A 25,589-nucleotide genomic window follows, 5' to 3' on the forward strand; every position below is an offset into this window, starting at 1 on the left:
GACCCTCGGACGGCTCGGCTCCCCCTGCGGGCTGCAGGCCGCCCGCGACGCGCAGAGCTACCGCGGAACGAGCTTGCAGGTGCTGGCCGAGAGCGGCCGATAGGCCTCGTCCGCCGGGACCGTTCCGATGTGCTTGTAGAAGTCCCAGGGCCGCTTGCTTTCCTCAGGTGATTTCACCTGGAAGAGGAAGATGTCGTGCACCATGAGCCCATCGGGCCGGAGCCTGCCGTTGCGGGCGAACAGATCGTCGAACGTCGACGCCCGAAGGTGCTTCATGACGGCATCCGCGTCGTCCGTGCCCGTGGCCTGGACGGCTTTGAGGTAATTGGTGACGGCGGAGTAGGTGCCGGCATGTGTCAGGGTGGGCATCTTTCCGAGGCGCTTGAAGTATCGTTCGGAGAAGGATCTGCTCTTCTCGTCCATGTCCCAGTAGAAGTCGGCGGCAAGCACCAGTCCCTTCATGTTCTCAAGGCCGACGGCATTGACGTCGCTCACGAAGACCAGAAGGCCGGTGATGCGCTGTTTGCCGGAGACGCCGAGGCCGAACTCCTGGGCGGCCTTCATGCTGTTGATGAAATCGGTGCCGGCATTCGCGAAGGCGATGACTTTCGCTCCGGAATTCTGGGCGGCCAGGATGTAGGACGAATAGTCGGTGGTGCCGAGAGGATGGAACGTGCTGCCGACGACCTTGCCGCCCGACGACGTGACGATGTCGGAGATATCCTTGGCGAGCGTGCGGCCGAACGTATAATCCGCTCCGATGATGAACCAGCTGTCGCCGCCCTGGGCCAGAATCCCGCGCGCCGTGCTGCTCGCGATGGCGTAGGTGTCGCTGCGATACTGGACGACATAGGGCGTGCAGCGCGAATTCGCGACTTCGGCCGAAGCCGCGTTGGTCGCGAGCACGATGCGCTGTCGCTCCGCGCCGATGGCCATGACCGCCAAAGTATTCGCCGACCCGACGATGTCGGTGATCACGTCGACCTTCTCGACGTCCCACCAGCGGCGGGCGATGGAGGATGCGATATCCGGCTTGCTCTGATGATCCGCCGACACGATCTCGATCGGCCGTCCGAGGACGGAGCCTCCGAAATCTTCGGCTGCCATCTTCACGGCCTCGACCATGCCGACGCCCGAGATGTCGGCGTAGACGCCGGACATTTCCGACAGGACGCCGATCTTGACCATGTCGTCCGACAGTTTGGGCTGTTGAGCGCTTCCGGAAGCGATCAGACCAAAAAATAATACTGCAGCCGATAAAGCTCGTGCCATTCCGAATCCTCCCGATAGTATTTTTCTGATGATCTTTTTGTATTTGTTCTGAAATACTGTTGCTTTGTGTCTTCTGCATTCGCGTAGTTCGTGTTCGGAGGCAGGGGCCCCATAGGATTTGCCCGAGTAGAGGCGAGGATGGACGTTAGTCGGCGTGGGCGCGGGCTCGCAAATGCAATTATCTCAAGGATTGTTCAGTATTTGTGATGGGCCTGCTTTCCCCTGCCGGCTCGGTCGACGCGAGGCGTCATCGTCGGGAAGGCAGGCGGCATCCGCATGTCGCACGGTCACGCCTCGGCGAGGCTCCCGATGGCCGATGGGCTCGGTTGCGCGGGATACGATCGGGCGATCGAGAGAGTCGTCGGTTGGGCCGAGTGCCCGATTCGGTGCGGCCCTTCCGCGACGGTGGGCGGGAGCGCTGCGCTCTCGGCGTGCGATCCAGGTGTTATGGGCCGATCATCCCGTGCCGCGCGGCCTGGCCGGGCGAGCGATGTTTCCGAGGGGATCAACCAGGCGGCTGGTGCTGCGAGAGAGGATTGAACTCTCGACCTCTCCATTACCAATGGAGTGCTCTACCACTGAGCTACCGCAGCATGCTGACCGGCGCGGCCTAGGGGGCGCGTCGCGGTGGGGGGCTGAATAGAGGATGGGCTCGCGGCGCGCAACCGTGATGTCCGACGATCGGCCGGCCGGCGCGGATTTGCCGGTGGAGTGTTGCCGCCAAGCCCTATCGCGCCCCGATTCCCGCGCCTAGATTCCGACTTTGGCAAAGCGGGGCCGGTCCCGGATCGCCGGACCATGCAAGAACACGACACGGCTCGGCGCGACCGCCTCAAGGCGGCGCTGCGGGAAAACCTGAAGCGACGAAAGGCCCAGGCGCGCGCCTGGGCGACGGCTCCGGCTGGGCCTGCGGACGGATCGACGGCGTCCGATTCGGCTCCCCGGCGACCGACGGAACCCCGTCAGGAGGATTGATGGACAGGATCAGGATCAAGGGCGGCCGTCCGCTCGAGGGCCGCATCCCGATCTCGGGGGCGAAGAACGCGGCGCTGCCGCTCATGATCGCGAGCCTGCTCACCGGCGAGACGCTCGAACTGCGCAACGTGCCCCGCCTCGCCGATGTCGGGCTGCTGCTGCGCATCCTCGGCAATCACGGCGTCGACCACACCGTCACGGGCAAGCGCCCCGGCCAGACCTCCGAGACAGGCCAGACCATCCTGCTCGACGCCTCTTCCGTCATCGACACGCGCGCGCCCTACGAACTCGTCTCCCGCATGCGGGCGAGCTTCTGGGTGATCGCCCCGCTCATCGCGCGCTTCGGCGAGGCCTCCGTCTCGCTGCCCGGCGGCTGCGCCATCGGCACGCGCCCGGTCGATCTCCTGATCATGGCACTCGAGCGTCTCGGCGTCTCGATCGAGATCGAGAGCGGCTATGTCCAGGCGAAGGCGCCGAAGGGCCTGAAGGGGGCGGAGATCGTCTTCCCGAAGGTCACCGTCAGCGGCACGCATGTCGCGCTGATGGCCGCGACCCTCGCGGATGGCGAGACGGTGATCGAGAACGCCGCGCGCGAGCCGGAGGTCGTCGACCTCGCCGATTGCCTGAACAAGATGGGTGCGCGCGTCTCCGGCGCCGGCACCTCGCGGATCGTGATCCAGGGCGTCTCGCGCCTCCGGGGCGCGACGCATACCGTGATGCCCGACCGCATCGAGACCGGCACCTACGCGATGGCGGTCGCGATGACCGGCGGCGACGTGCTGCTCGAAGGGGCCCGCCCGGAATACCTGCAGAGCGCGCTCGACATCCTGTCCGAGGTCGGCGTCGACATCCAGGCGAATAACGAGGGCATCCGGGTGCGCCGGAACGGGGCGAAGCTGCGCTCCGTCGACGTCACCACCGATCCGTTCCCCGGCTTCCCGACCGACCTCCAGGCCCAGTTCATGGCGCTGATGACGCGGGCGGACGGCACCTCGCGCATCCGCGAGACGATCTTCGAGAACCGCTTCATGCACGTGCAGGAGCTCGCCCGCTTCGGCGCGCATATCCGGCTCGACGGCGATGCGGCCCTGGTCGAGGGCGTCGAGACGCTGACCGGCGCCCCGGTCATGGCGACGGATCTGCGGGCTTCGGTGTCCCTCGTCATCGCGGGCCTCGCGGCCGAGGGCGAGACGGAGATCCACCGCGTCTATCACCTCGATCGCGGCTTCGAGGCGCTCGAGGCCAAGCTGTCGCGCTGCGGCGCGGAGATCGAGCGCCTGCGCGCGGCGTAAAGCCGCTCGCGCGAACCCGGAATCGCGCCGTCCTGACCTTGCCTCGGCAGGAGCGGCGGCGCATTCTCGGGATCATGCCGGAATTGGTGATCCCGATCATCCTCGTCGCGCTCGCGGCGATCGGAATAGGACTTCTGCTGACGGCGATCGGCATCTATCGCCGTCTGGCCGAGCTGACGATGACGCTCGGCGATCTCCGCAATCTTCTCGTCGACAACCAGGCCGAGCTGTCGCAGGCCGCGAAGGGCATCGAGCGGGTCCACGACGATCTCACCCGCATCGTCGCCAATAGCAGCAAGGGCGCGGAGATCGTCCGCTCCTTCACCCGCCTGCCGACGCGGTAGCGGCCGCACTGCGCCGTGGGGTGCGTGCTTCGACACGCGCCTCCGTCGCTCCCCGGCACGATGCGGGCAGTGGAATCGACCGAACGAAGCCTGTGCCGCGCCGGGCTCACGCCCCCGGCGGCTCGCCCGTGGCGGTCTCGAAGCTCATCGACTTGACGAGCGCATGGACGGGCCGGCCCGGCGACAGGCCGAGATCGTCGACGGATTTCCGCGTGACGCGCGCGAGGAGATGCGCGTCGCCGCAGGCGATGCGCAGTTCGACCGAGGCCGCATCGTGCCGCGCCGCTTCGATCCCGGCCACTTCGCCGGACAGGACGTTCAGCGCGCTGATGCCCGTGGGCCGCTCGGTCGCCACCATCACCTCGCGGGCGGGCACGAGCAGGCGGACGGATCCGCCGATCGGCCGCAGGCCCGGCACGAGCAGATCGCCCGCTTCCGTCGCGACCCGGGTCAGGCCGTAGGCCTCCTCGCGGCCCACCACCGTGCCGGCGAGGACGGCGCCGGAGCGCGGGTCTTCGGCCAGCGGCTCGATCCGCGGCGTCGAGAGAACCTCAGCCGCCGGCCCGGTCGCGGCGACGCGGCCGCCATCGAGGACGACGACCATGTCGGCGAGCCGCGCCACCTCCGCCACCGAATGCGACACGTAGACGATCGGCACTCCGGCCTCGTCGCGCAGGCGCTCGATATAGGGCAGGATCTCGGCCTTGCGCGCCTCGTCGAGCGCGGCGAGCGGCTCGTCCATGAGGAGGAGGCGCGGGCGCGCCAGGAGGGCGCGGCCGATCGCGACGCGCTGCTTCTCGCCGCCGGACAGCGTCCCCGGTCGCCGCGCGAGGAGATGGCCGATGCCGAGGAGCTCGACCACGGTGCCGAGATCGGGGCCGCCGCTCTCGCCGCGTGTGAACCAGCGCCCGAACAGGAGGTTCTGGCGGACCGTCAGGTGCGGGAAGAGGCGCCCCTCCTGGAAGACGTAGCCGACCCGGCGCCGATGCTTGGGCAGGAAGACGCCGGACCCCGTGTCGAGCAGCACCGTGTCGCCGACGGCGATCCGTCCCTCGCGCGGGCGGATGAGGCCGGCGATCGCGTTGACGAGGGTCGTCTTGCCGGCGCCCGAGCGGCCGAACAGGCAGGTCAGGCGCCCGCTCGAGCGGAAGGCGATCTCGGCGAGGAAGCCGCCTTGCGCGTGCCGGATGTCGACGGCGAGAGTCAAAGTCCTGCGTCCCCGTTCAGGCGCGCCGGCGGCGGCCTTCCACCACCCAGGCCAGAAGCACGAGGCCGAGGAGACCCGCAAGGCCGAGGAGCCCGAGGCCGAGCGGATAGACCGAGACGCCGCGCACCACGGCCGCCTCGCTCGGGCGGAGCCCGATCCAGTCGGCGCCCGACGCGCGGGCTCCCGAGCGCACCATCTGGATGCGGGGGACGGTCGGTGCGCCGGTCTCGGCGGCGACGCGGCGCACCGATCCGCCGGTCGCTTCGACGAGCGGACGCAGCCGCTCGGTATCCGAGAAGACGTCGGAGAGTTCGCGCGGATTGGCCGGGCCTACGCTGGCGAAGGCGATGAGGTCGCCGGAGCGGATCGTGTGCAGGCCGAGTTCGCCCGCCTTCACTTCGGTCCGGAACAGCCCCGGCCGGGCCTCCGCCATGCCGGTGGTCTGCTCGCGCCCGGAGGGCGAGGTCACGCGGATTTCGCCGGGTTCGCGGCCCATCGTCTGGCGCTCGATCCGGATCTCCCGCCCGGCGGCGGTGGCCCGCAGCGCCTCCTCCTCGAGCGCCGGCTCCTTCATCAGCCAATGGGCGAGACGGCGCAGCAGATCGACATGCGGTCCGCCATCCTCGTAGCCGCGCGCCCAGAGCCAGGCATGGTCCGAAAGCAGCACCGCGACGCGGCCCTTCTCCTCGCGCGAGAGGACGAGGAGCGGGCGCTCGCCGGCTCCCGCCATCACGCTCGTGCCGCGCCGGATATTCGCGCCGATCGTCCGGAGCCAGCTGCCCCAGGCCGGAGGATCGCTCTCCGAACCGGGCAGGTCGCGCGCGACGGGATGCCGCTCGCCGTCGCGTGTGATCTTCGGCCGGAACGGCTCCTCGAGGATCTGCCCGTCCGGGGTGCCGGGCAGGATCGCGGTGAGGCGCGTGCGGGCGAGGCTCGCCGGGCTCGCAAATTCCGGCCCCGCCGCGATCAGGAGCGCGCCGCCCTCGCGCACGTAGCGCGAGATGTTGTCGAAATAGGTCGAGGGCAGGACGCTCTGATTGGCGTAGCGGTCGAAGATGATGAGATCGAAATCCTTGATCTTCTGCTGGAACAATTCGCGCGTCGGGAAGGCGATCAGCGACAATTCGTTGATCGGCGTGCCGTCCTGCTTCTCCGGCGGGCGCAGGATGGTGAAATGGACGAGGTCGACATTGGCGTCCGACTTCAGGAGGTTGCGCCAGGTGCGCTCGCCCGGATGAGGCTCGCCCGAGACGAGGAGGACGCGCAGCTTCTCGCGAATGCCCTCCATCGTCACCACGGCGCGGTTATTGGCCTGGGTCAGTTCGCCCGGCAGGGGCTCCGCCTCGATCTCGACGACGTTCGGCCCGCCATGGTCGAGGCGGATCGTCACGCTGAAGGGCGTGCCGGTGCGGACATTCTGGGTGCGGACGAACTGCCCGTCGCGGCGGATCGTGACCTGCGCCGTCCCGGTGCCGCCGCGTTCCGAGACCTCGGCACGAATGGTCTGGTCCTTGCCGACGATGCCGAATCGCGGCGCCTCGATCAGCGCGATGCGCCGGTCGCGCTCGCCGGGCCGGCCGGTCACGAGCGCATGGAGCGGCGCCCTGAAGCCGAGTTCGGAGAGATCGGCCGGGATGTCGTGCACGACGCCGTCGGTGATCGCGATCACGCCCGCAAGACGGTCCGGCGGCACGTCCGCGAGGGCGCGGCCGAGGGCGGCGAAGAGGCGCGTGCCGTCCTCGCCCTCCTGCTCCCCGGCCTCGACGAAGCGGATGTCGAGATCGGGAAGGGTGCCGAGGCGCCGTTCGACCTCCTCGCGCACGCGGTCCGTCATGGCGGCGCGGTCGGCGAGGGTCTGCGAGGTCGAGCGGTCCGTGACGACGGCGACGACGCTGCGGACGGGCTCGCGCTCCTCCTGGACGAGGGAGGGATTGGCGAGGGCCGCGAGGACGATGGCGAGGGCGAGGGCGCGGATGATCGCGACCGGCCCCCGCGAGAGGATCGCCACCACGGCGAAGGCGAGCGCGACGAGCCCGATCGCGATCAGCGCCCAGAGCGGGACGAAGGGCGTGAAGGACAGGGTCAGCATCGGCGCGAGCCCGCCTGCTTCTGCGGAGAGTCGCCGGGCCCTTCACAACGACGGACGAGATGCGTCGCTGGCGGGCGTGCGCTTTCCCTCCCCCCGCGAAGCGGCGGGGAGGGCCGAGTCGCGCCGCAGGCGCGAACCGGGGTGGGGGGACGCCGACGCGGGCATCCAGACCTCCCGGCAGGCTGAGCCGCTTCCCACCCGGCTCGCGCTTCGCGCGAGTCCGCCCTCCCCACCGCAAGCGGGGGGAGGGTTGAGCCGGCGGAACCCGGCAGGCGCGATCTTCCCGGCCCGTCGCCAGGGTAGGGTGAAATGAGCGCCGCCCTCATTGCCCGAGCCTGTCGAGCAGGGCGGGGACGTGGACCTGGTCGGCCTTGTAGTTGCCGGTCAAGGTGTACATCACGATGTTGACGCCGCCGCGGATGGCCATCTCGCGCTGGCGCAGGTCGGGTCCGACGGTCGGGAACATGGGTTCCCCGGCCCGGTCGACGGCCCAGGCCGCGGCGAGGTCGTTGGCGGTGATGATGAGGGGGGAGACGCCGTCGCCCGCGCGGGCGGGGCGGCGCTCGCCCTCGGCGGCCGGCGGCAGCGCCTCGACCCAGGTCTGGCCGGTGGCGTAGCGGCCGACGAAGGCGTCCAGCAGGTAGAAGGTCTTGGTCAGGACGTGGTCGCGCGAGACCGGCTCGAGCTCCGGGATGTCGAGCGTCGCCAGCATGCGCCGCAGCGCCTGGCCTTCGGGCGTCGGCTGGCCGCCGGGGCGGGCGCTCATCGCGTCGCGCGTGTCGAAGATGACGGTGCCGCCGTTCTTCATGAAGGAATCGAGCTTGCGGATCGCCGCCTCGGGGAGGGGCGGGCGGCCCGCGACGATCGGCACGTAGATGATCGGGAAGAAGACGAGCTCGTCGCGGGCGAGGTCGATGCCGACCGGGTCGCCCGGCTCCATGGCGGTGCGGCTGGCGAGGGCCTGGGACAGGCCGGTGAGCCCGGCGCGGCTGATCTGATCGACCGCGCCGTCGCCCGTCACCATGTAGGCGAGCTTGGTCACGAGGGCCGCGTCGAAGGGTTTCGCGCCGGCCTTGTCCTGGGCGAGGGCGCCACCGGTGCCGCAGGCGAGAAGGCCGATCGCGGCGATGGCGAGGGCCGCCGCGGCGGCCGGCCGGCGCCCGATGCGGGCACGGCCGAGATGGCCGCCGAGCCAGAGCGAGGCGAGCGTGTCGAGGAGGAGGAGCAGGATCGCCGCCGTGAGCAGCGCTCCGCGGATATCGACGGTCTCGGCCTTGGCCAGCGGATGCACGGTGCCGCCGAGCGGCCCGAGATCGAGCGGGGCGAGCCTGTCCCCGGCGACGAGGGCATTGACGGCGATGGCCGAATCCGGCGGTCCGTAGAAGCCGGGAGGATGTTCCTGGCGCGCCCGCTCGGCATAGGTGCGCGGCACGGCGCGGGCATCGGCGGTCGGCGGCGAGAACGCGCCGAAGCCGTCGAGGATCCGGGTCGGGGCGACGGTCGGCACGTCGCGCGCGGCTTCGCCGGAGGAGGCCGCCGCCTCCTGCGTGCCCGACAGCGCGACGGTCCGGCGCAGCATGTCGACGAAGAGGCCGGTCAGCGGCAGGTTCGACCAGGCCGCATCCGCCGTGACATGGACGAGGACGAGGAGGCCGTTGCCGCGCTTGTCGGCGGTCACGATGGGGGTGCCGTCCTCGAGCGCGGCCCAGGTCCGGCGCGAGAGCTCGCCGTCGGGCTCGGCGAGGATCTGGCGGCGGATGCCGAGATCGGCCGGCAGCCCGAGGCCGTAGAAGGGGCTCTCGCGGCCGAAGGGGGCGAAGGTGCGCGGCGCGTCCCACGAGAGCGTGCCGCCGAGATTGCGCCCGCCGCGCCTCAGCCGCACCGGGACGAGGTCGTCGCTGCCGCCCGCCATGCGGGTGCCTGCGAAGCGCAGGAGGAGGCCGCCCTTCTCGACGAAGCCCGTGACCTTGGCGAGGGTGTCCCGGTCGAGCGTGCCGACATCGGCGAGGACGAGGACGGAGATCTGCTGGTCGAGCAGCGTCGAGATCGCGTCCGCGACGCCGCCCGGCGCCTCGCGCACGTCGGAATAGGGGCCGAGCGCGCGGGCGATGTAATAGGTCGGCGCGAGCAGCGGCTGGGCCTGGTCGGCGCTGGCGCCCGAGACGAGGCCGACGCGCCGGCGCTTGCCGCGCTCGTCGAAGAGGGCGACGGCACCGGCCGAGGCCTCGCCGAGGATGTCGATCCGCGCGATGGCGTTGCGCACCTCCATGGGCAGGGCGAAGGCCGCCTGCGTCTCCGTCGCGCCGGAGGGGAAGGTGAAGGCCGTGTCGGCCAGCGGCAGGCCCTTGAGGTCGACCGCGCGGAGCGTGCCGGCATCGCGCCCGTTGGGTTCGGCCCGGACGATGCGCACGGAGAGCTGCGCCGGGGCGTTGTCCGCCCCCGCGAGAGCCAGCGCGCCGGAGCGCGGCGCCGCGATCACCGAGACGGTGCGTGCGCCGGCCGCGGAGGCGAGGGCGGCCGAAAAGCCCTGGTCGCCGATTCCCGCCGTCCGGTCGGCGATCCAGACGATCTCGGCCTCGGGCGTCGCGGCGAGGAAGGCGCGGAGCGTGTCGAGATGCGCGCTCCGGTCGACGAGCCAGGGCTGGGGCTTCATCGCCCGCAGGCGCTCGAGCGCCGCGCCGGGGGCCGAGGCCGCGATGGCGACCGGCTTGTCCGCGCTCGCGACGAGCGCGACGGGCCGGCCGTCCCGCACCGCCGCCGCGACGCGCTCCTCGGCATAGGCCGCGCGCTCGCGCCAATCATGGGCGGCGGGAACGCCGTTATCGACGAAGAGCAGGAGAGGGCCCGTCCCGCCGGCCGCGCCGGGGTTCCAGACCGGCCCGGCCGCCGCGAGGATCAGAAGCGTCGCCATGAGGAGGCGCAGGATCAGCAGCCAGGGTGGCGTGCGGGCCGGGGTCTCCTGCTTCGGCAGGAGGTCGGCGAGGATCTTGAGCGGCGGGAAGTCGATGCGGCGCGGCTGGGGCGGCGTCACGCGCAGGAGCAGCCAGATCGCGGGCAGGGCGGCGAGGGCGGCCAGCACCATCGGCGCCATGAAGGAGAGCGGCAGCCCGAGCATCAGGCGCCCTCCCGCCGTCCCGCCGCGATCAGCGTCAGGAGGCGGAGGGCCGCCTCGCTTGCCGGGCGGTCGGTATGGTGCAGCGTCAGCGTCCAGCCGTGCCGGCGCGCGATGGCGTGGAGCGCGGCCCGGTGGGCGGCCATGCGCTCGCGATAGGCCTCGCGCCAGGAGCCGGCATCGCCGATGCGCAGCCTCAGCCCGGCTTCGAGATCGTGCAGCACGGCCTGGCCCTCGAACGGGAAGCTCTCCTCGACCGGGTCGACCACCATCAGGAGATGGCCCCGTGCCCCGCGCGCCGCGATGGCGGCGATGCGGCCGGCGATGTCGTCGGGCTGGCTGAGGAAGTCGCCGATCAGGATCGCCTCGTCCTGCCGGGGGATGCCGATGGCGGGCGGGAGGTCCTCGTCGAGGTCGCCGTCATGCGCCACCAGCGTCTCGGCGAGCCTCTCGACGATGCGGCGCGAGGCGGAGGGGGAGGCGAGGCCGAGGAGGCCGATCCGCTCGCCGCCTTCGACGAGCGTGTCCGCGAGGGCGAGGCCGATCACGAAGGCGCGCTCGTTCTTCGGGGCGTTCGCGAGGTCCGACCGGAAGGCCATGGAGGCGGAGCGGTCGAGCCAGAACCAGAGCGAATGCGGCGATTCCCATTCGCGCTCGCGCACGTAGAGGCGGTCGTCGCGGGCCGAGCGGCGCCAGTCGACACGGCTCGCCGATTCGCCCGCCACGAACGGCCGGAACTGCCAGAAGGTTTCGCCCGGTCCGGCCCGGCGTCGGCCATGGATGCCGTGGGCGAGGCTCGCCGCGACCCGGCGCGCCTCCAGCACGAGCCTCGGCATCCGGGCCGCGAGCGTCAGCGCGGCCCCGGCCTCGGCCCGGCCCGGCTGTCGGCTGTCTCGGGCTAGGACCTCGGTTCGCGCCATGTGGCCATCTCAGCCCGCGATCCGGGCCGAAAGACGGCCGATCAGGCCGGTCACGCTGTCGCCGTCGGCGCGGGCGGAGAAGGTCAGGGCCATGCGGTGCTTCAGGACGGGCTCGGCGAGGGCGACCACGTCGTCGATCGAGGGCGCGAGCCGCCCCTCGATCAGCGCCCGGGCGCGGACGGCGAGCATGAGCGACTGGCTCGCGCGGGGGCCGGGGCCCCACATCAGCTTGCCCTCGATCTCCTTCGCGCCGCCCTCGGGCCGGGCCGAGCGCACGAGGTCGAGGATGGCCTCGACCACGCTGTCCCCGACGGGCAGGCGGCGGACGAGGCGCTGCATGGAGAGCAGCGCGTCGGTCGACAAAACCGCGGGCGCCTTGGCCTCCTCGGCGCCCGTCGTCTCGAGCAGGATGCGGCGTTCGGCGACGCGGTCGGGATAGCCGACGTCGATCTCGAGCAGGAAGCGGTCGAGCTGGGCTTCGGGCAGCGGATAGGTGCCCTCCTGCTCGATCGGGTTCTGGGTCGCAAGGACGTGGAAGGGACGGGGCAGGTCGTGCCGCTCGCCCGCGACGGAGACGTGATGCTCCTGCATGGCCTGGAGCAGCGCCGATTGCGTGCGCGGGCTCGCGCGGTTGATCTCGTCCGCCATGAGGAGCTGGGCGAAGATCGGACCCTTGAGGAAGCGGAAGGAGCGGCGCCGGTCGGCGGCCTCGTCGAGGATCTCGGTGCCGAGGATGTCCGACGGCATCAGGTCCGGCGTGAACTGCACCCGGCGCGCATCCAGCCCGAGCACCGTCCCCAGCGTCTCGACGAGCTTCGTCTTGGCGAGGCCGGGCACGCCGACGAGCAGCCCGTGTCCTCCCGCGAGGATCGTCACCAGGGACAGGTCGACCACCGTCTCCTGCCCGAAGATGATGGTGTGGATCGCCTCGCGTGCCCGTCCGATCGTCTCGAGCGCGGCTTCGGCCTGGGCCACCACGGCGTCGTCGAGTGAGGTCGGGGCCTCCGCTGCCATCGTCATCGGCTACTCCGTGCCGCGATCCGCCGGGCGGAGCGCATCGGGCGAATGTGGGCCTCCTCGTCCCCCGCTGGCAAGCGGGGCCAAGAGACGCATCTGGGGACGCATCTGGGGACGCATCTGCGCGCGGCGGCTTCCTCCTGCAAGATCGTCCGCGGTCGCACCAGGGGCAGGATCGCAAAATTCCGCCCAAGCGGGTAGGACCTCGGGCATGGCCAAGGATGAGAATGCCGCGGCGGCGGCTGATTCGCAGGGCGACGCGATGGCGCGACTGGTCGAGGCGCTCGGCCCCCGCAAAGGGCGCGGGCCGGCCCCGGTCGAGCGCTGGAACCCGCCCTATTGCGGCGAGATCGACATGCGGATCGAGGCCGACGGGACCTGGTTCTACATGGGCACGCCCATCGGCCGGCCGGCGCTCGTGAAGCTGTTCTCGACGGTGCTGCGGCGCGATCCCGAGCGTTTCGTGCTCGTCACGCCCGTCGAGCGGATCGGCATCGCCGTCGCCGACGCCCCCTTCGCGGCGGTCGAGATGGCGGTCGAGGGAGACGGGGAGGGTCGCAGCCTCGCCTTCCGCACGAATGTGGACGACCTCGTCGAGGTCGGCCCCGACCATCCGCTGCGCTTCGAGGTCGGGGATGCGGACGGGGTGAAGCCCTACATCCTCGTGCGCGGCGGCCTCTGGGCGCGGCTGACGCGGGCGCTGACCTACGACCTCCTCGATCTCGGCGAGGAGCGCCTCGTCGAGGGCCGGTCCGCCTTCGGCATCGCCGCCGGGGGAGCCTTCTTCACCGTGCCGCAGGATCCGGCCGCGTGACCACCGCGATGGTTCTCGGTGCCGATTTCGAGGCGCGGGCCGCCGAAAGGCTGCGGCGTGAGCCGCCGAGCCTCGGCGAGACGCCGCGGGCCGACCTGAAGGGCGACCATGCGCTGACGCCGGGCCCCTGGACGCTGCCGGGCATCAGCGGGCCGCCCAGGCTCGCGGCCGTGCTGATCGCGGTCGTCGACCGTCCGGGCGCTCCGACCATCCTCCTGACGGAGCGCGCATCGAGCCTGCGGCAGCATTCGGGCCAGATCGCCTTTCCCGGCGGGAAGATGGACCCCGAGGACGACAGCCCGCTGGCGACCGCCCTGCGCGAGGCACGCGAGGAGATCGGGCTCGACGGCGCCCTCGTCCGCCCGGTCGGCTATCTCGACGCCTATCTGTCCGGCACGAACTATTTCGTCATCCCGGTGCTGGGGCTGGTGCAGCCGGGCTTCCGGCTGGCGCTCAACCGGGAGGAGGTCGAAAGCGTGTTCGAGGTGCCGCTCACCTTCCTGATGGACGAGGGCAACCACGAGATCCATGCGCGCGACCTGCGCGAGCGGATCCGCAGCTACTACGCGATGCCCTTCGGCAATCGCTATATCTGGGGCGTCACCGCGGGCATCCTGCGCAACATGTATGAAAGGCTCTACGGACGATGATCCGCATCCTGGTGCAGGAAATGGCGCTCTTCCTGTCGCCCTTCCTGCTTTACGCCATCGTTCTCGTGCTCCAGCGCAAGCACGTGCTCGACCTCCAGCACTGGTCGCGGAGTGCCGCCTGGCTGGCGATGGCGGGCCTCCTGCTCGTGATCGGCGGCTTCGTCTATGCCGGCCTCTTCGGCAAACAGAATACCGGCGCCTATGTGCCCCCGCACATGGAGGATGGAAAGCTCGTGCCCGGCCAGTTCAAGTGAGCGCCGAAGGGCTCGATCGCGATGCCGCCTCGGCGCTGGCGCGACGGCCCGGGGCGGGACGCCTGCTCGCTGTGCTCGACGGCGGCGGCGAGGAGACGCGGATCGTCGGAGGCGCCGTCCGCAATGCGCTGATCGGCCGGGAGGCCGCCGATCTCGACCTCGCGACGACGGCGCTGCCCGAGGAGACCATGCGCCGCGCCCGCGCGGCGGGGTTCAAGGCGGTGCCGACCGGAATCGAGCATGGCACGGTCACGGTCGTGGTGGCGGGCGAGCCCTTCGAGGTCACGAGCCTGCGCGAGGATGTCGAGACCGACGGACGCCGCGCCATCGTCCGCTTCGGCCGGGATTTCGCGGCCGACGCCCTGCGGCGGGACTTCACCATCAACGCGCTGTCGCTCGGCCGGGACGGCAGGATCCACGATCATACCGGAGGCCTCGCGGATCTCGCCGCCCGCCGTATCCGCTTCATCGGCGATGCGGCGACGCGCATCCGCGAGGATTACCTGCGCATCCTGCGCTTCTTCCGCTTCCACGCCGAATACGGCGCCGGGCCGCTCGACGGGGACGGGCTCGCCGCCGCGATCGGCGGGCGGGACGGGCTTGCGCTGCTGTCGCGCGAGCGGGTGAGGGCGGAGGCGCTGAAGCTGCTGTCGGCGCCGCGCGGGCCGGAGGTCGCAGCCGCCTTGGAGCAGGCCGGCCTTCTCGGCCGCCTCGTCTCCTGCCTCGGGGATGCCGGCCGCCTTCAGCGCTCTGCGGGATCGGACCCGGCGGGACGCATCGCCGCCTATCTCGTCCGGAGCGAGGGGGATGCCGAGCGCCTGGCCGAAGCGCTGCGGCTGTCGAAGGCGGAACGCGAGCGGCTGGCCGGCTATGCGGACGCGCTCGCGTGGCTGGTGTCCGGAGCGGCTTCGCTCGACGAGGCGGGCCTGCGCCGCTGCGTCGTCCTTCATGGCCTGCCGGCGACCGCCCTCGCCATCGCCGCGACCACGGGGGAGCCGCGCCCCACGGTGACGGCCGAGGCGCACCGCCTTCTCGCGCGCTTCAGGGCGGGCGAGCTGCCGCTGCCGCATCTTCCGCTCACCGGAGCCGCGCTGGTGGCCGGGGGCGTTCCCCCCGGCCCCGAGATCGGCCGCCGCCTCGCCGAGGCCAGAGCCGCCTGGATCGCCGCAGGCTGCCCGGACGATTGGGAGCCGCCCCGCCGCTGAAGCGCGAGGTCAGCCTTCGCCGGGCTTCGGCTGGGGCGGGCGGCCGACCTTTTGATCGGTCTCCGTCCCGTTGCCGCGCAGAGACGTCCGGTCCCCGCCGCCCTGGCTGCTGCCGCCGGGAAGGTCGGGCGAGCGGCCCTGTCCGGCCCTGGCCGGGGCCTCGGTGTCAGGAGGGCGGTGGTCCTTGCCGTCTGGTCGGGTCATGTCGCTCTCCATGCAGGCCCGACATCAGGCCGTGGCCGCCTCGGCCTGACGGTTCACGGATTTCTCCGCGAGCGCGCTGAGTGTCTCGTCGGTCGCCTTTTCCTCGGCCAGCGTCTCGGACAGGAGATCGGCGACATCAGACCGGCCAGCCTGTTTCGACCAGGCGATCAGCGTGCCGTAGCGAGAGATCTCGTAATGTTCGACGGCCTGGGCGGCGGCCAGCATGGCCGCGTCGCGGACGGCCGGATCGTCGCAATCCGAGAGCAGCTCCTCGGCCTCTTCGATGATGCCGTTGATGGCGGGGCAGGTCGCACCCTTGGCCGGCTGGCCCAGGAGGCCGAAGACCCGCTCGAGGCGGCGCACCTGCTCCTGGGTTTCCCCGAGATGGCGCTGGAACGCCGCCTTCAATTGCGGATTGGCGGCCTGATCCATCATCTTCGGCAGCGCCTTCGCGATCTGCGCTTCCGCGTAATAGATGTCCTGGATCGTGTGCAGGTAGAGATCGTCCATCGTCTTGATAGGGCTCGAGAACAGTCCCATGGTTCGTCTCCCTCGGGGTCATGATGTGGCGGGCGGTCGACCGGCAACTCGTCATGGTCATGGTCATGGACGCGGCCGGTTCTGAGGCTGTGTGACGACCAGCATCGCCGATATCGGGGCAACAAGCGGCCGATGGGATGGTTCCTGGCAAGTCGACGGCGCGTCGCATCTGTCGTCGGCAGGACGGTGGGCGCCATGAAGCGTAGCCATTACTTGTTCGATTGGCTTGTGCGTCAGGATCGGCGGCGATTGTCTTGATATCTGATCGAGTTGGTTGACGGCGTCTGCGCTGCCTGGCGTGGCGTGGGCCAGCCTTCGGCCGCGCGGGGGACGGTGCGTTTGGAGTCGCGCAGCGAGAGACGGGGCGCTACAACCGTCGGAGGTTGGAGGGAGCTGCCGAGCATGCCGACGGGTCGGACCGATGAACTGGAGCAACGCTTTGGATCCTCGGTCGCGTCCGCGATCACAGCCGCCTATCTCGCGACGATCGAACGGACATCGGGCCCCGGCGGCGTCCTGCAATTGTCGACCGACGAGCGCCTGGCCATCGTCCGGGCGCTGGTCCGGGAAGCGGAAAACGGCCGCGCCGACGCGCGGCACCTCGTCGAGATCGCCCTGGCGACCGTTCAACGCGCCAGGGGAGCCGTCTGACGGCCCAGCCGGCCGCATCGGGGAGCCGGAGCAGGCCCCTCACAGGGGCTCGGGCGTCCAGCGTCCGACGATGTCCTCGGCCGAGCTGACGCTCACCTGGCTGCTGTAGCGCTCGAGATAGAGCGTCACCGTGGCGTCATAGGCCTCGTCCGACGAACTGCAGAGACAATCCGCGGCAAGGACGACGTGGTAGCCGTGATCGATCGCGCCCAGCACGGTCGCGAGGACGCAGACATCCGTCTCCCCGCCGGAGACGATCACCACCTCGACGCCGCGCCGGCGCAGGCTCTCGTCGAGGCGCGAGCGGTGCCAGGGCGAGTAGACCGACTTGTCCACGACACGGGCGGGCGGCACGAACCGGCGCAGTTCGGGGACGAGATCGACCAGGCCCGGATCGAGCCTCTCCAGCGTCATGGACGGCCAGCGCCGGTAATAGCGGGCCCATTCGCCATGGGCGTCGTCCGCGCGGCTGACGGGGACGAAGCGCGTGAAGACGGTGGCCTCAGGTCCCGCGCCGACGAGACGTTCGACGTTCGGCAGAACCCGGCGCAGCCAGGGCGTGTGCCAGTCGGTGTCCTCGTCGAACATCCGCTGCATGTCGATGCAGAGATGGACGCAGCGTCGCGAGAACGGATCCGGGTCGGGGTCGGCGGCCACGATCGCGCCCCCCTCAGCCCGGTTTGCCGGTACGGATGAGGCGCAGCCCTGTCCCTCGCATCGCGTGCATGATCGGATCATCCCCTGTGCCGCTCCCATCGGAGGGCGGCTGAACCGTCAGCGAAAGCGGGTGGCAGGGATCGGGTTCCATCGGCGCAGCCCCGACGCGACCTCGCCCGGCGTCGGACCCTGGGGCTGAGCGTCACCGTGCCGGCGGGGGCGCTGCTCCCGCGGCCGGCCGCCGGTTCAGGCGAGCCAGCGCTTGCGGCGCTTGTAGCTCTTCACGTTGCGGAAGCTCTTGCCGGACGCCTCCGAGACCCCGAGGTAGAATTCCTTGACGTCCTCGTTCTCGCGCAGCGAGGCGGCCGGGCCGTCCATCACGACGCGGCCCGTCTCGAGGATGTAGCCATAGGTCGCGTAGCGCAGCGCCATATGCGTGTTCTGCTCGGCGAGGAGGAAGGAGACGCCCTCGCGGGCATTGAGGTCGCGCAGGATCTCGAAGATCTCCTCGACGATCTGCGGCGCGAGCCCCATCGAGGGCTCGTCGAGGAGGATCATCCTCGGCTTCGACATCATGGCCCGGCCGATCGCGCACATCTGCTGCTCGCCGCCCGAGGTGTAGCCGGCCATCGAGGAGCGGCGCTGGCGCAGGCGCGGGAAGGTCTCGTAGATGCGCTCGAGGTCGCGCCGGATGGCGGCGTTGCCGTCGCGGCGCGTGAAGGCACCGGTGAGGAGGTTCTCCTCGATCGTGAGGTGGCCGAAGCAGTGCCGGCCCTCCAGCACCTGGATGCAGCCGCGCCGCACGAGCTCGTTCGGCGAGAGCCGGTCGACCCGCTCGCCGGCGAACTCGATCGAGCCCTTGGTGACGTCGCCGCGCTCGGCCCGCAGCAGGTTCGAGATCGCTTTCAGCGTGGTCGTCTTGCCGGCGCCGTTGGCGCCGAGCAGGGCCACGATCCCGCCCCGCGGCACCTCCAGCGAGACGCCCTTCAGGACGAGGATGACGTGGTCGTAGACCACCTCGATGTTGTTGACCGCGAGGATGGTCTCGGCGGGGGCGTCAAAGCTTAGCATAATCAGGTGCCAGAAAGCGTCGCTGCCGACCGCCAAACCATACGGTTCGCGCAGGAAGGCCATCCAACTGGAAGTCAATCAAATCTGGCCAACTTGGATGGGGTCTTCTAAGGCGAGCCGTTTCGTAGTTGGTATTCCACCAACGATTTAGAACAGTGGCGCTCCTATTGGGGAGAGTTTTTGATTTTCGATCGTTCAGAGGAAGGGATAAAAAGCGGGCATGGAGCCACTCGCTGTAATCCAATGTTGTTTTGGTTGACTTTACTTTCTTTCCAGAAGGCTCCGCTGTCACGACCTCGCCGAGCCATATTTCAATGGGGCCAGTTATTCTTGAAATTTTATGATGCTGCTGTGTTAGTCGGTTACGCAAATTATTGGCAATCCCTATGTACTGAGGTGATTTTTTTTGTTCTTCGGGTTGCTTCCCAATTACCATATATAGTCCGTGGTCGTAGTCGACGGAAGCGGCCGAATGTGCCTCATTGAGAGTGCGATAGGGCCCAAACCAATCTATTGCAATCATCAAATGCCGGTGGCTTCCCATAGCTTTTCTCCGGAATAGCGAATTGTTTTCGCATATGTATGCGGGCGCTCCGAAGAACACGAATTGGTAGGGTCGGCTTATCCGACCCTAGTCTGCTATTACGAGTTCTTGTCGCAGGGCTCGGTCCGCTTGGGCCAGCCGGTGTTCTTCTCGACATATTCCCGCGCCGCCGCCTCCTGGAGCGGGGCGACCTTCTCGGTGAGGGGCGTGATCGGCTTCGTCACCGGCACGTATTTCTCGCCGTCGAACTCCTGCACGAAGGAGGCCTTGTGGCCGTTATGGTCGGCGCAGGTGAGCGCGATCGGCTCGGCGAAGCCCTCGAAGCCGAGTTCCTTCAGCCGGGCGGCCGAGAGGTTCATGGTCTCGAGGCCGCGGCGCACGTCCTCGCCCGTCACCTGCTTCTTTCCGGTGATCTTCTGGGCGTTGGCGATGCCTTCGGCGATCAGCATCGAGTTGTAGACGCCGCGGTTGTAGAGGACCTGCCCGATCGAGGCCTTGTCGGCCTTGCTCTGGCCCTTCTCGACGACGTGCTTGACGATGTCCTGGATGGCCGGGAAATTCGCGTTGGCCGCGTGCCAGTTGAGCGTCTTGAAGCCCTTCGCGCCGTCGCCCGCGCCGCGCGCGTCGTCCTCCGAGGGCCACCAGATGGAGATGAAGTTCTTCATCGGGAAGTTGATCTTCACGGCCTCCTTGATGGCGGTCGGGTTGAGCACGCCCCAGCCATACATGATCATGTAGTTCGGCCGGTCGCGCCGCACGCCCAGCCATTGCGAGGACTGGTTGGCCATCTCGGTCGCGGCGACCGGGTACATCTTCAGCTCGAAGCCGTAATCCTTGGCGAGCTGTTCGAGCAGCGGGATCGGCTCCTTGCCGAAGCCGGCATCGAGATAGATGTAGCCGATCTTCTTGCCCTTGAGCTTGTCGAGGCCGCCCTCCTGCTCGGCGATGTACTTGATGATCATCGAGGCCCCGTCCCAATAGGTGTTGGGCGGGTTGAAGATCCAGGGGAAGCGGTTGCCGTCCGCGGAGGCCGAGAGCCCGTAGGCCATGGACAGGACGGGGATCTTGTCGACCGCCGCCTTCGGGATCAGCGGCAGGGTGATGCCGGTGGACCAGGGATTGACCATGACGGGCTTCTTGCCCTTCACGGCCTCGTAGCATTCGACGCCCTTCTTGGTGTCGTAGCCCGTCTCGCATTCCTCGATGAGGAGCTTGACGCCGCCGATGCCGCCGTCGCGCGCGTTCAGCATCTCGAGATAGTCGCGCATCCCGTTCGCGATGTGGATGCCGGATCCCGAGAAGGGGCCGGTGCGGTAGGTGAAGAGGGGGACGTAGATCCCCTCCTGCGCCGTCGCTGGAGCCGGGCCGGCCAGCATGCCTGCGCCAAGAGCCAGGGCGAACGCGCCCGCCGCGAATGCGTGCCTCACCATGCGATCCTCCCAGATCACGTATCAGTTCGGGTGGCGCTTCTACGCCTTGCCGTCCGTTCTGCCCGAGTTTCCGCGCGTCGTCACGCGCGACGCATTGCCGACTTTAGTCGGGATGTCTCGCGCCGCTCGTGGGTCGAGCTGGATCATCTGGTGAAGCGGCGTTTCGGGGACCGGTGGCCGAGGGCGATAGGTCCCGAAGGCCTGGGCTCCCGAGACGCCGCTGGCGATGTCGGCGCCGGAAGGGTCTCCGTCGGCCGCCGATATGCGGCCGAGCGCGCGTTCGGCCCTCAGATACTCCTCCCGCCACAGCCAATAGGGCGCCAGGAGGATACGCAGGCCGAAGAAGCTGGACAGAAGCGCGAACAGAACTGGCCACGGGAGGTTGCCCTCCGGGATGGGTGTCACGCGAAACGCGCTCGGCACGGCGAAGAGGGCGACCAGGACGCATTGCGCGATGTCGATCCGGTGCGTGAAAGCTTCCCAGATCAAGCGTCGATAGAACTGCGCCAGGCCCAACGATCTCGCCTCAATACGGGAACGGCCACACCCTGAGCTTCTGCTTCAGCGTCTGCCAGAGGCGGGCGAGGCCGTGCGGCTCGAGGATCAGGAAGGCGATGATGAGCGCGCCGACGATCATGAAGGTCACGTGCTCGATGGTGGAGGGCGCGACGTCGAGCCCGATGGCGGGGGCGGCGAGGCGCATCGCGATCGGCAGGAGGTAGATCAGCCCCGCCCCGAGGAAGGAGCCCAGCAGCGAGCCGAGCCCGCCGATGATGACCATGAACAGGATCTGGAAGGAGAGCGTGATGCTGAAGACGTCGGGCTCGGCGGAGCCATACCAGAGGAAGACGAGAAGGGCGCCGGCGACGCCGCAGATATAGGACGAGACGGCGAAGGCGAGGAGCTTCGTCGGCAGGAGGCGGATGCCGATGAGCTGGGCCGCGATGTCCATGTCGCGCACCGCCATCCACATCCGCCCGATGCGGCCGTGGACGAGGTTCGAGCAGAGCAGCGTCAGCAGCGCCACGATGCCGAGCACGACGAGGTAGCGCACCGAGGGGGAGGCCGAGGGCCCCGTCACCGCGAAGCCGAAGGCCGTCCGGCCCGGCACCTCGATCGCGCCCGAGATGTTGTTGTTGTAGAGCCAGGGCACGCGCTGGAAGGCCCAGGACAGGAAGAACTGCGCGGCGAGCGTCGCGACGGCGAGGTAGAAGCCCTTGATGCGCAGGCTCGGCAGGCCGAAGACGAGGCCGACCATCGCCGAGAACAGCCCCGAGGCCAGGATCCAGACGACGATGTTCACCTCGGGGAAGAAGGTCGTCAGCTTGTAGCAGGCATAGGCGCCGACCCCCATGAAGCCGCCCGTGCCGAGCGACAGCAGCCCCGTATAGCCGACGAGGATGTTCAGCCCGATCGCCGCCAGCGCGTAGATCAGGAAGGGGATCATCACGACGTTGAGCAGGTAGTCGCTGCCGAAGAGCGGCACGACCGCGAAGGCGACGAGCAGGATGACGGCAAGGCCGATCCTGTCCTCCCGCAGCGGGAAGACGGCCATGTCGGCCGCGTAGCTGGTCTTGAACTGCCCGGCGTCCCGATAGAACACGCGCGCCCTCCCGCCGGACGCTCCCGGCCGGTTCCCGGCTCCGCGTCCTATGAGGCCGTTAGAGGCGAGCCCGCGAGGCGCGTCAATTACGCCATCAGTCCAATGCGGGGCGAAGCGCTTCGAGCCTCAGCACGCGGGGATGCCCCTCCGCTCCTCATCCTGAGGTGCACCGCGCAGCGGGGCCTCGAAGGACGCAGCACGCTCGTGCGTGCTTCGAGGGCGACCTCCGGTCGCCACCTCAGCATGAGGAACATGGGGGGACGCGCCTACGCCACGAGCCGAACCTTACAGCAGGCTGAGCCTGACATGCGCGATGCCGCCCATGCCGATGGCGTCGGCGGCGGCGCGGGAGAGATCGATCACGCGGCCGCGCGTGAAGGGGCCGCGGTCGTTGATGCGCACGACGACGGAGCGGCCGTTCGCGGCCTCGACGCGGACGCGCGATCCGAAGGGAAGCGTCCGGTGCGCGGCCGTCAGGGCGCGGGTGTTGAAGCGTTCGCCGCTCGCGGTCTTGCGGCCGTGGAAGCCGGGTCCGTACCAGGTCGCGATGCCGGCACCGGCCGAGCGGCCGCCGGTTGCGGGCTGGGTCGCGGCGGCGCGCGAGCGGGCCGGCTGCGCGGCCGCGTGACGGCTCATGCTGAGTTGGGGGAAGAGGGGATCGACCTCGATCCGGTTCGTGGAGCCCGCGAGCGCCGCGGAGGCGGAAAGGCAAAGGGTGGCCGCAACGCATGCGGACAGCAGTGGTGACTTCTGCAACAATCCAACTTTCGATGTTTGGGGAGGCGGCGCGTGTCCTCCATCGAGACGGCCAAAAGATGGCAAGCTGATCCGGGCGCCGCCGGAGCTTGCGAGAGCAGGGGGGAGATGTGACGAAATTCCGGATCGGCGATGTCACGGTGCAGAGCATCTGGGAGATGGACGATACGTCCTTCGCCATGCGCTCGTTCTTTCCCGCATCTGACGATGCGGCCGTTGCGGCCGAGATCGACTGGATCGCGCCGCAATTCTACGATCCGCAATCGGGTATGGTCAGGCTCAGTATTCATGCCTGGCTGATCGAGACGTCTCGCTCGCGGATTCTTGTCGATACCTGCGTCGGCAACGACAAGGAGCGGCCGAGCCGGCCGCAATGGCACCGGCGCGAGACGCCCTTTCTCGACCGGCTGGCCGCGGCGGGCATCGCGCCCGAGAGCATCGACTACGTCCTCTGCACCCACCTCCATGCCGACCATGTCGGCTGGAACACGCGCCTCCTCGACGGGCGCTGGGTGCCGACCTTCCCGCACGCGAAATACGTCTTCGGGCGCGCCGAATACGATCATTGGGAGAGGGTCTTTCGGAGTGCCGAGCCCGGCGCCCATCACCTCGCCGCCTATGCCGACAGCGTGCTCCCGGTGATCGAGGCGGGGCAGGCTCTCGTGGTCGATGACGGCTTCGTCATCGACGATCGCCTCACCGTCGAGCCCGCGCCGGGCCATACGCCGGGTCACATCGCGGTCTGGCTGCGCTCGAACGGGAGCAGCGGCGCCTTCACGGGCGACGTCATCCACCACCCGATCCAGCTCTGCCATCCGGACTGGAGCTGCTCGGGCTGCCAGGACCCGGCGCTCTCGGCCCGCACGCGCCGCCGCATCCTCGAGCGCCTCGCCGATACCGACACCCTGCTGATGACCGGCCATTTCGTGGCGCCCCATGCCGGCCACGTCCTCTCGCGCGGCGAGGCCTTCGGCTTCCGCTTCCTCTGCGAGGAGGCGTAGGGGGCGGGACAGAAGCTGCGGCTCTGGAGGCGGCATTCACCCTCCCCTGGAGGGGGAGGGTCGGACCGAAGGTCCGGGGTGGGGTGATGCGCGCGATCCGCCACGAGAACGCTGCAGAAACGGAGAGCGGATTTCACCCCACCCCGCCGGCTTCGCCGTCGACCCTCCCCCTCCAGGGGAGGGTTGGCACACGCCCGACGTCGGACGCGATCTGGCGCGTCAGCGCCGGGTCTGGAGCCGGCTGACGAGGATCAGCGGCAGCATGCCGACGGCGACGATGATGAGGGCCGCGACGGCGCCGTCCTCGTAGGTGCCGCGAGCGGCCTCGCCGTAGAGATGCGTGGCCAGCGTCTCGACGTTGAGCGGGCGCAGCAGCAGCGTCGCCGGCAGTTCCTTCATGCAATCGACGAAGACGAGGAGGGCGCCGCTGGCGATGGCCGGCGCGGCGAGCGGCAGGTGGATCCGCCAGACCGTCGACAGTTTTCCGTGCCCGAGCACGCGGCTCGCCGCGTCGAGGTTCGGCGGGATCTTGGCGAGCCCGGCATCGCTCGAGCCGACGGCGATCGCCATGAAGCGCACGCAATAGGCGTAGATCAGCGCGACCGAGGAGCCGAGGACGAGCGTGCCCATCGAGAGCCCCGTCACGAGCTCGACGAGCGTGGCCAGCCCGGCATCGAGCGCCGAGAGCGGGGCGAGCAGCGAGACCGCGAGCACCGTCCCCGGCACCGCATAACCGAGCCCCGCCATCCGCAGCAGCGCGCGCGCCCGTTCGGACGGGTTGAAGCGCACCCCGATCGCGAGGGCGAGGCCGATCGCGACGGTCAGCAGCGTCGCGGCGCCCGAGAGAAGGACGGTGTTCAGCGTCTCGTCGAGGAGGCGGGGCGAGAGCCCGGCGAAGGCGATGCGCTTCGCACTCTCGACGACGAGATGGCCGGCCGGCGCGAGGAACCCGATCGCGACCGGCAGGAAGCCGGCGGCGAAGGCGGCGGCGGCCGCGAGCCCGCGCAGCGGACGACGTGCCGGAGCGCGGGCCGAGGCGGTCTGCCGGGAATGGCGCCGGGCCCAGCCCTCGAGGAGGATGAAGGCGCCGACGACGGCGAGCATGGCGAGGGCGATCTGCGAGGCGCCCGGCAGGTCCGAGCGGTTCACCCAGGTCGTGTAGATCGATACCGTCAGGGTGCGCACGCCCAGGAATTCGGAGGCGCCGATGTCGTTCAGCGCCTCGAGCAGCGCGAGCGTCGCGCCGATGGCGACGGCCGGGCGGGCAAGGGGGAGGGCGACGCGGAAGAACACCCGTGCCGGCCCGGCGCCGAGGGTGCGCGCGACCTCGAGCACGTTCGCGCCCTGCATCAGGAACAGCGCCCGCGTCGGCAGGTAGACGTAGGGATACAGCACGAAGCCGAGGAGCGCGGCGCAGACCGGGAGCGAGCGCACCTCCGGGAAGGGGAGGTCGCGCGGATTGGCGATGCCGAAGAGCGCGCGCAGGCCCGTCTGGACCGGGCCGATCGGGTGCAGCAGATCGAGATAGGCGTAGGCGATGATGTAGGTCGGCACGGCGAGCGGCAGGACCAGCGCCCATTCGAGGAGGCGCCTGCCGGGGAAGTCGTAGGCGGCGACGAGCCAGGCCGTCCCGGTCCCGACGCCCAGCACGACGATCGCGACCCCCGCGAGGAGAAGCGCCGTCTCGCGCAGGGCCTGCGGCAGCACATAGGCGAGAAGATGCGGCAGGATCTCCGAGCCCTGCGCGGCCGAATGGGCCAGCGACAGGAACGGCGCCGCGAGCGCGAGCACGATCAGCCCGCCGCCGAGAACGGCGAGGATAGAGCCGCGCGGGCGGGCGAGGCGCGAGGGAATCTCCAGCGGGGCGGCGCTCATCTGCAGGGCTCTCGTCGCCGCTGCTTCAGGATCGAGGGCCGGCGGCCGGATCGATGAGAGACGCTGTGGCTGACGCTACCCTCCCCCCGCGAAGCGGTGGGGAGGG

The 25,589-nt window shown here is 69.7% G+C and carries 24 protein-coding genes and 1 tRNA gene; 8 read left to right on the forward strand and 17 right to left on the reverse strand.

Translation table 11 applies throughout. The features are described 5' to 3' along the window. Positions 1 to 57: 57 nt before the first annotated feature. Positions 58 to 1,272: an ABC transporter substrate-binding protein gene (locus tag EV668_RS02875; protein ID WP_133768335.1), complete on the reverse strand. Its 1,215-nt coding sequence runs from the start codon at positions 1,270 to 1,272 to the stop codon at positions 58 to 60. 518 nt (positions 1,273 to 1,790) lie between these two features. Beyond that, positions 1,791 to 1,865: transfer RNA gene (locus EV668_RS02880), tRNA-Thr, on the reverse strand. Between the two features lie 381 nt (positions 1,866 to 2,246). Between EV668_RS02880 and murA the strand changes: the two genes are divergently transcribed. Both murA and EV668_RS02890 read left to right on the forward strand, forming a co-directional pair. Then, positions 2,247 to 3,539: a UDP-N-acetylglucosamine 1-carboxyvinyltransferase gene (murA, locus tag EV668_RS02885; protein WP_133768336.1), complete on the forward strand. Its 1,293-nt coding sequence runs from the start codon at positions 2,247 to 2,249 to the stop codon at positions 3,537 to 3,539. An 86-nt stretch (positions 3,540 to 3,625) separates the two neighbouring features. Then, positions 3,626 to 3,883, forward strand: coding sequence for a hypothetical protein (locus EV668_RS02890; RefSeq protein WP_133768337.1), 258 nt, complete (start codon positions 3,626 to 3,628; stop codon positions 3,881 to 3,883). A gap of 106 nt (positions 3,884 to 3,989) precedes the next feature. Here EV668_RS02890 and modC read toward each other — a convergent pair whose 3' ends face one another. The 5 genes from modC to EV668_RS02915 form a co-directional block, all read right to left on the reverse strand. Beyond that, positions 3,990 to 5,090 carry a molybdenum ABC transporter ATP-binding protein gene (gene modC, locus EV668_RS02895; protein ID WP_133768338.1) on the reverse strand — a complete coding sequence of 367 codons (1,101 nt, stop codon included), beginning with the start codon at positions 5,088 to 5,090 and terminating at the stop codon, positions 3,990 to 3,992. Between the two features lie 16 nt (positions 5,091 to 5,106). Beyond that, a complete protein-coding gene (locus tag EV668_RS02900) occupies positions 5,107 to 7,179 on the reverse strand; it encodes a hypothetical protein (protein WP_133768339.1) in 2,073 nt (690 codons plus the stop codon). Between the two features lie 322 nt (positions 7,180 to 7,501). Further along, positions 7,502 to 10,294, reverse strand: a complete 2,793-nt coding sequence (locus EV668_RS02905; RefSeq protein WP_133768340.1) for a DUF4159 domain-containing protein — start codon at positions 10,292 to 10,294, stop codon at positions 7,502 to 7,504. Then, positions 10,294 to 11,211 carry a DUF58 domain-containing protein gene (locus tag EV668_RS02910; RefSeq protein WP_133768341.1) on the reverse strand — a complete coding sequence of 306 codons (918 nt, stop codon included), beginning with the start codon at positions 11,209 to 11,211 and terminating at the stop codon, positions 10,294 to 10,296. The genes EV668_RS02905 and EV668_RS02910 overlap by 1 nt, the downstream gene beginning before the upstream one ends. Before the next feature lie 9 nt (positions 11,212 to 11,220). Further along, entirely contained in the window at positions 11,221 to 12,231 is a 1,011-nt protein-coding gene (locus EV668_RS02915; RefSeq protein ID WP_133768342.1) for an AAA family ATPase, read from the reverse strand. A gap of 208 nt (positions 12,232 to 12,439) precedes the next feature. Here EV668_RS02915 and EV668_RS02920 point away from each other — a divergent pair, with 208 nt between their 5' ends. The 4 genes from EV668_RS02920 to EV668_RS02930 are packed head-to-tail and all read left to right on the forward strand — an operon-like array spanning position 12,440 to position 15,151. Then, positions 12,440 to 13,042, forward strand: coding sequence for a DUF1285 domain-containing protein (locus EV668_RS02920; protein ID WP_133768343.1), 603 nt, complete (start codon positions 12,440 to 12,442; stop codon positions 13,040 to 13,042). 8 nt (positions 13,043 to 13,050) lie between these two features. After that, complete coding sequence (locus EV668_RS02925) at positions 13,051 to 13,692, forward strand: CoA pyrophosphatase (RefSeq protein ID WP_133769949.1); 642 nt, start codon at positions 13,051 to 13,053, stop codon at positions 13,690 to 13,692. Next, positions 13,689 to 13,946, forward strand: coding sequence for a DUF6111 family protein (locus EV668_RS25185; RefSeq protein ID WP_245512801.1), 258 nt, complete (start codon positions 13,689 to 13,691; stop codon positions 13,944 to 13,946). The genes EV668_RS02925 and EV668_RS25185 overlap by 4 nt, the downstream gene beginning before the upstream one ends. Further along, the gene (locus EV668_RS02930) at positions 13,943 to 15,151 is read left to right on the forward strand and encodes a CCA tRNA nucleotidyltransferase (RefSeq protein WP_245512803.1); all 1,209 of its coding nucleotides are present in this window, start codon (positions 13,943 to 13,945) and stop codon (positions 15,149 to 15,151) included. Before EV668_RS25185 ends, EV668_RS02930 begins: the two co-directional genes overlap by 4 nt. A 9-nt stretch (positions 15,152 to 15,160) precedes the next feature. Here the strand turns inward: EV668_RS02930 and EV668_RS02935 are convergent, their stop codons facing one another. Both EV668_RS02935 and EV668_RS02940 read right to left on the reverse strand, forming a co-directional pair. Further along, positions 15,161 to 15,355, reverse strand: coding sequence for a hypothetical protein (locus EV668_RS02935; protein ID WP_133768345.1), 195 nt, complete (start codon positions 15,353 to 15,355; stop codon positions 15,161 to 15,163). 24 nt (positions 15,356 to 15,379) lie between these two features. Further along, a complete protein-coding gene (locus EV668_RS02940) occupies positions 15,380 to 15,895 on the reverse strand; it encodes a YciE/YciF ferroxidase family protein (protein WP_133768346.1) in 516 nt (171 codons plus the stop codon). Positions 15,896 to 16,297: 402 nt separating this feature from the next. On the opposite strand from EV668_RS02940, the gene EV668_RS02945 reads away from it, so the two are divergent. Beyond that, a complete protein-coding gene (locus EV668_RS02945) occupies positions 16,298 to 16,546 on the forward strand; it encodes a hypothetical protein (protein WP_133768347.1) in 249 nt (82 codons plus the stop codon). A 39-nt stretch (positions 16,547 to 16,585) separates the two neighbouring features. Here the strand turns inward: EV668_RS02945 and EV668_RS02950 are convergent, their stop codons facing one another. The 7 genes from EV668_RS02950 to EV668_RS02980 form a co-directional block, all read right to left on the reverse strand. Then, entirely contained in the window at positions 16,586 to 17,203 is a 618-nt protein-coding gene (locus EV668_RS02950; RefSeq protein ID WP_280960083.1) for a cysteine hydrolase family protein, read from the reverse strand. Positions 17,204 to 17,449: 246 nt separating this feature from the next. Next, on the reverse strand, positions 17,450 to 18,274 hold the full coding sequence (locus EV668_RS02955) for an ABC transporter ATP-binding protein (RefSeq protein WP_133768349.1): 825 nt from the start codon (positions 18,272 to 18,274) through the stop codon (positions 17,450 to 17,452). After that, positions 18,261 to 18,818, reverse strand: a complete 558-nt coding sequence (locus EV668_RS02960) for a GIY-YIG nuclease family protein (RefSeq protein WP_133768350.1) — start codon at positions 18,816 to 18,818, stop codon at positions 18,261 to 18,263. Before EV668_RS02960 ends, EV668_RS02955 begins: the two co-directional genes overlap by 14 nt. A 98-nt stretch (positions 18,819 to 18,916) precedes the next feature. Continuing rightward, positions 18,917 to 20,248 carry an ABC transporter substrate-binding protein gene (locus tag EV668_RS02965; RefSeq protein WP_133768351.1) on the reverse strand — a complete coding sequence of 444 codons (1,332 nt, stop codon included), beginning with the start codon at positions 20,246 to 20,248 and terminating at the stop codon, positions 18,917 to 18,919. A gap of 39 nt (positions 20,249 to 20,287) precedes the next feature. After that, positions 20,288 to 20,737, reverse strand: coding sequence for a hypothetical protein (locus EV668_RS02970; protein WP_133768352.1), 450 nt, complete (start codon positions 20,735 to 20,737; stop codon positions 20,288 to 20,290). 37 nt (positions 20,738 to 20,774) lie between these two features. Continuing rightward, positions 20,775 to 21,851 (reverse strand): branched-chain amino acid ABC transporter permease, encoded by a 1,077-nt coding sequence (locus EV668_RS02975; protein WP_133768353.1) that lies wholly within the window; start codon positions 21,849 to 21,851, stop codon positions 20,775 to 20,777. Positions 21,852 to 22,136: 285 nt separating this feature from the next. Next, entirely contained in the window at positions 22,137 to 22,487 is a 351-nt protein-coding gene (locus EV668_RS02980; protein ID WP_133768354.1) for a septal ring lytic transglycosylase RlpA family protein, read from the reverse strand. 230 nt (positions 22,488 to 22,717) lie between these two features. On the opposite strand from EV668_RS02980, the gene EV668_RS02985 reads away from it, so the two are divergent. Continuing rightward, positions 22,718 to 23,608, forward strand: coding sequence for an MBL fold metallo-hydrolase (locus tag EV668_RS02985; RefSeq protein ID WP_133768355.1), 891 nt, complete (start codon positions 22,718 to 22,720; stop codon positions 23,606 to 23,608). Between the two features lie 219 nt (positions 23,609 to 23,827). On the opposite strand, the gene EV668_RS02990 is transcribed toward EV668_RS02985, so the two are convergent. Continuing rightward, positions 23,828 to 25,483 carry an ABC transporter permease gene (locus EV668_RS02990; RefSeq protein ID WP_133768356.1) on the reverse strand — a complete coding sequence of 552 codons (1,656 nt, stop codon included), beginning with the start codon at positions 25,481 to 25,483 and terminating at the stop codon, positions 23,828 to 23,830. Between the last annotated feature and the right edge of the window lie 106 nt (positions 25,484 to 25,589).

It is taken from the genome of Enterovirga rhinocerotis (assembly GCF_004363955.1).
GTDB lineage: Bacteria > Pseudomonadota > Alphaproteobacteria > Rhizobiales > Beijerinckiaceae > Enterovirga > Enterovirga rhinocerotis.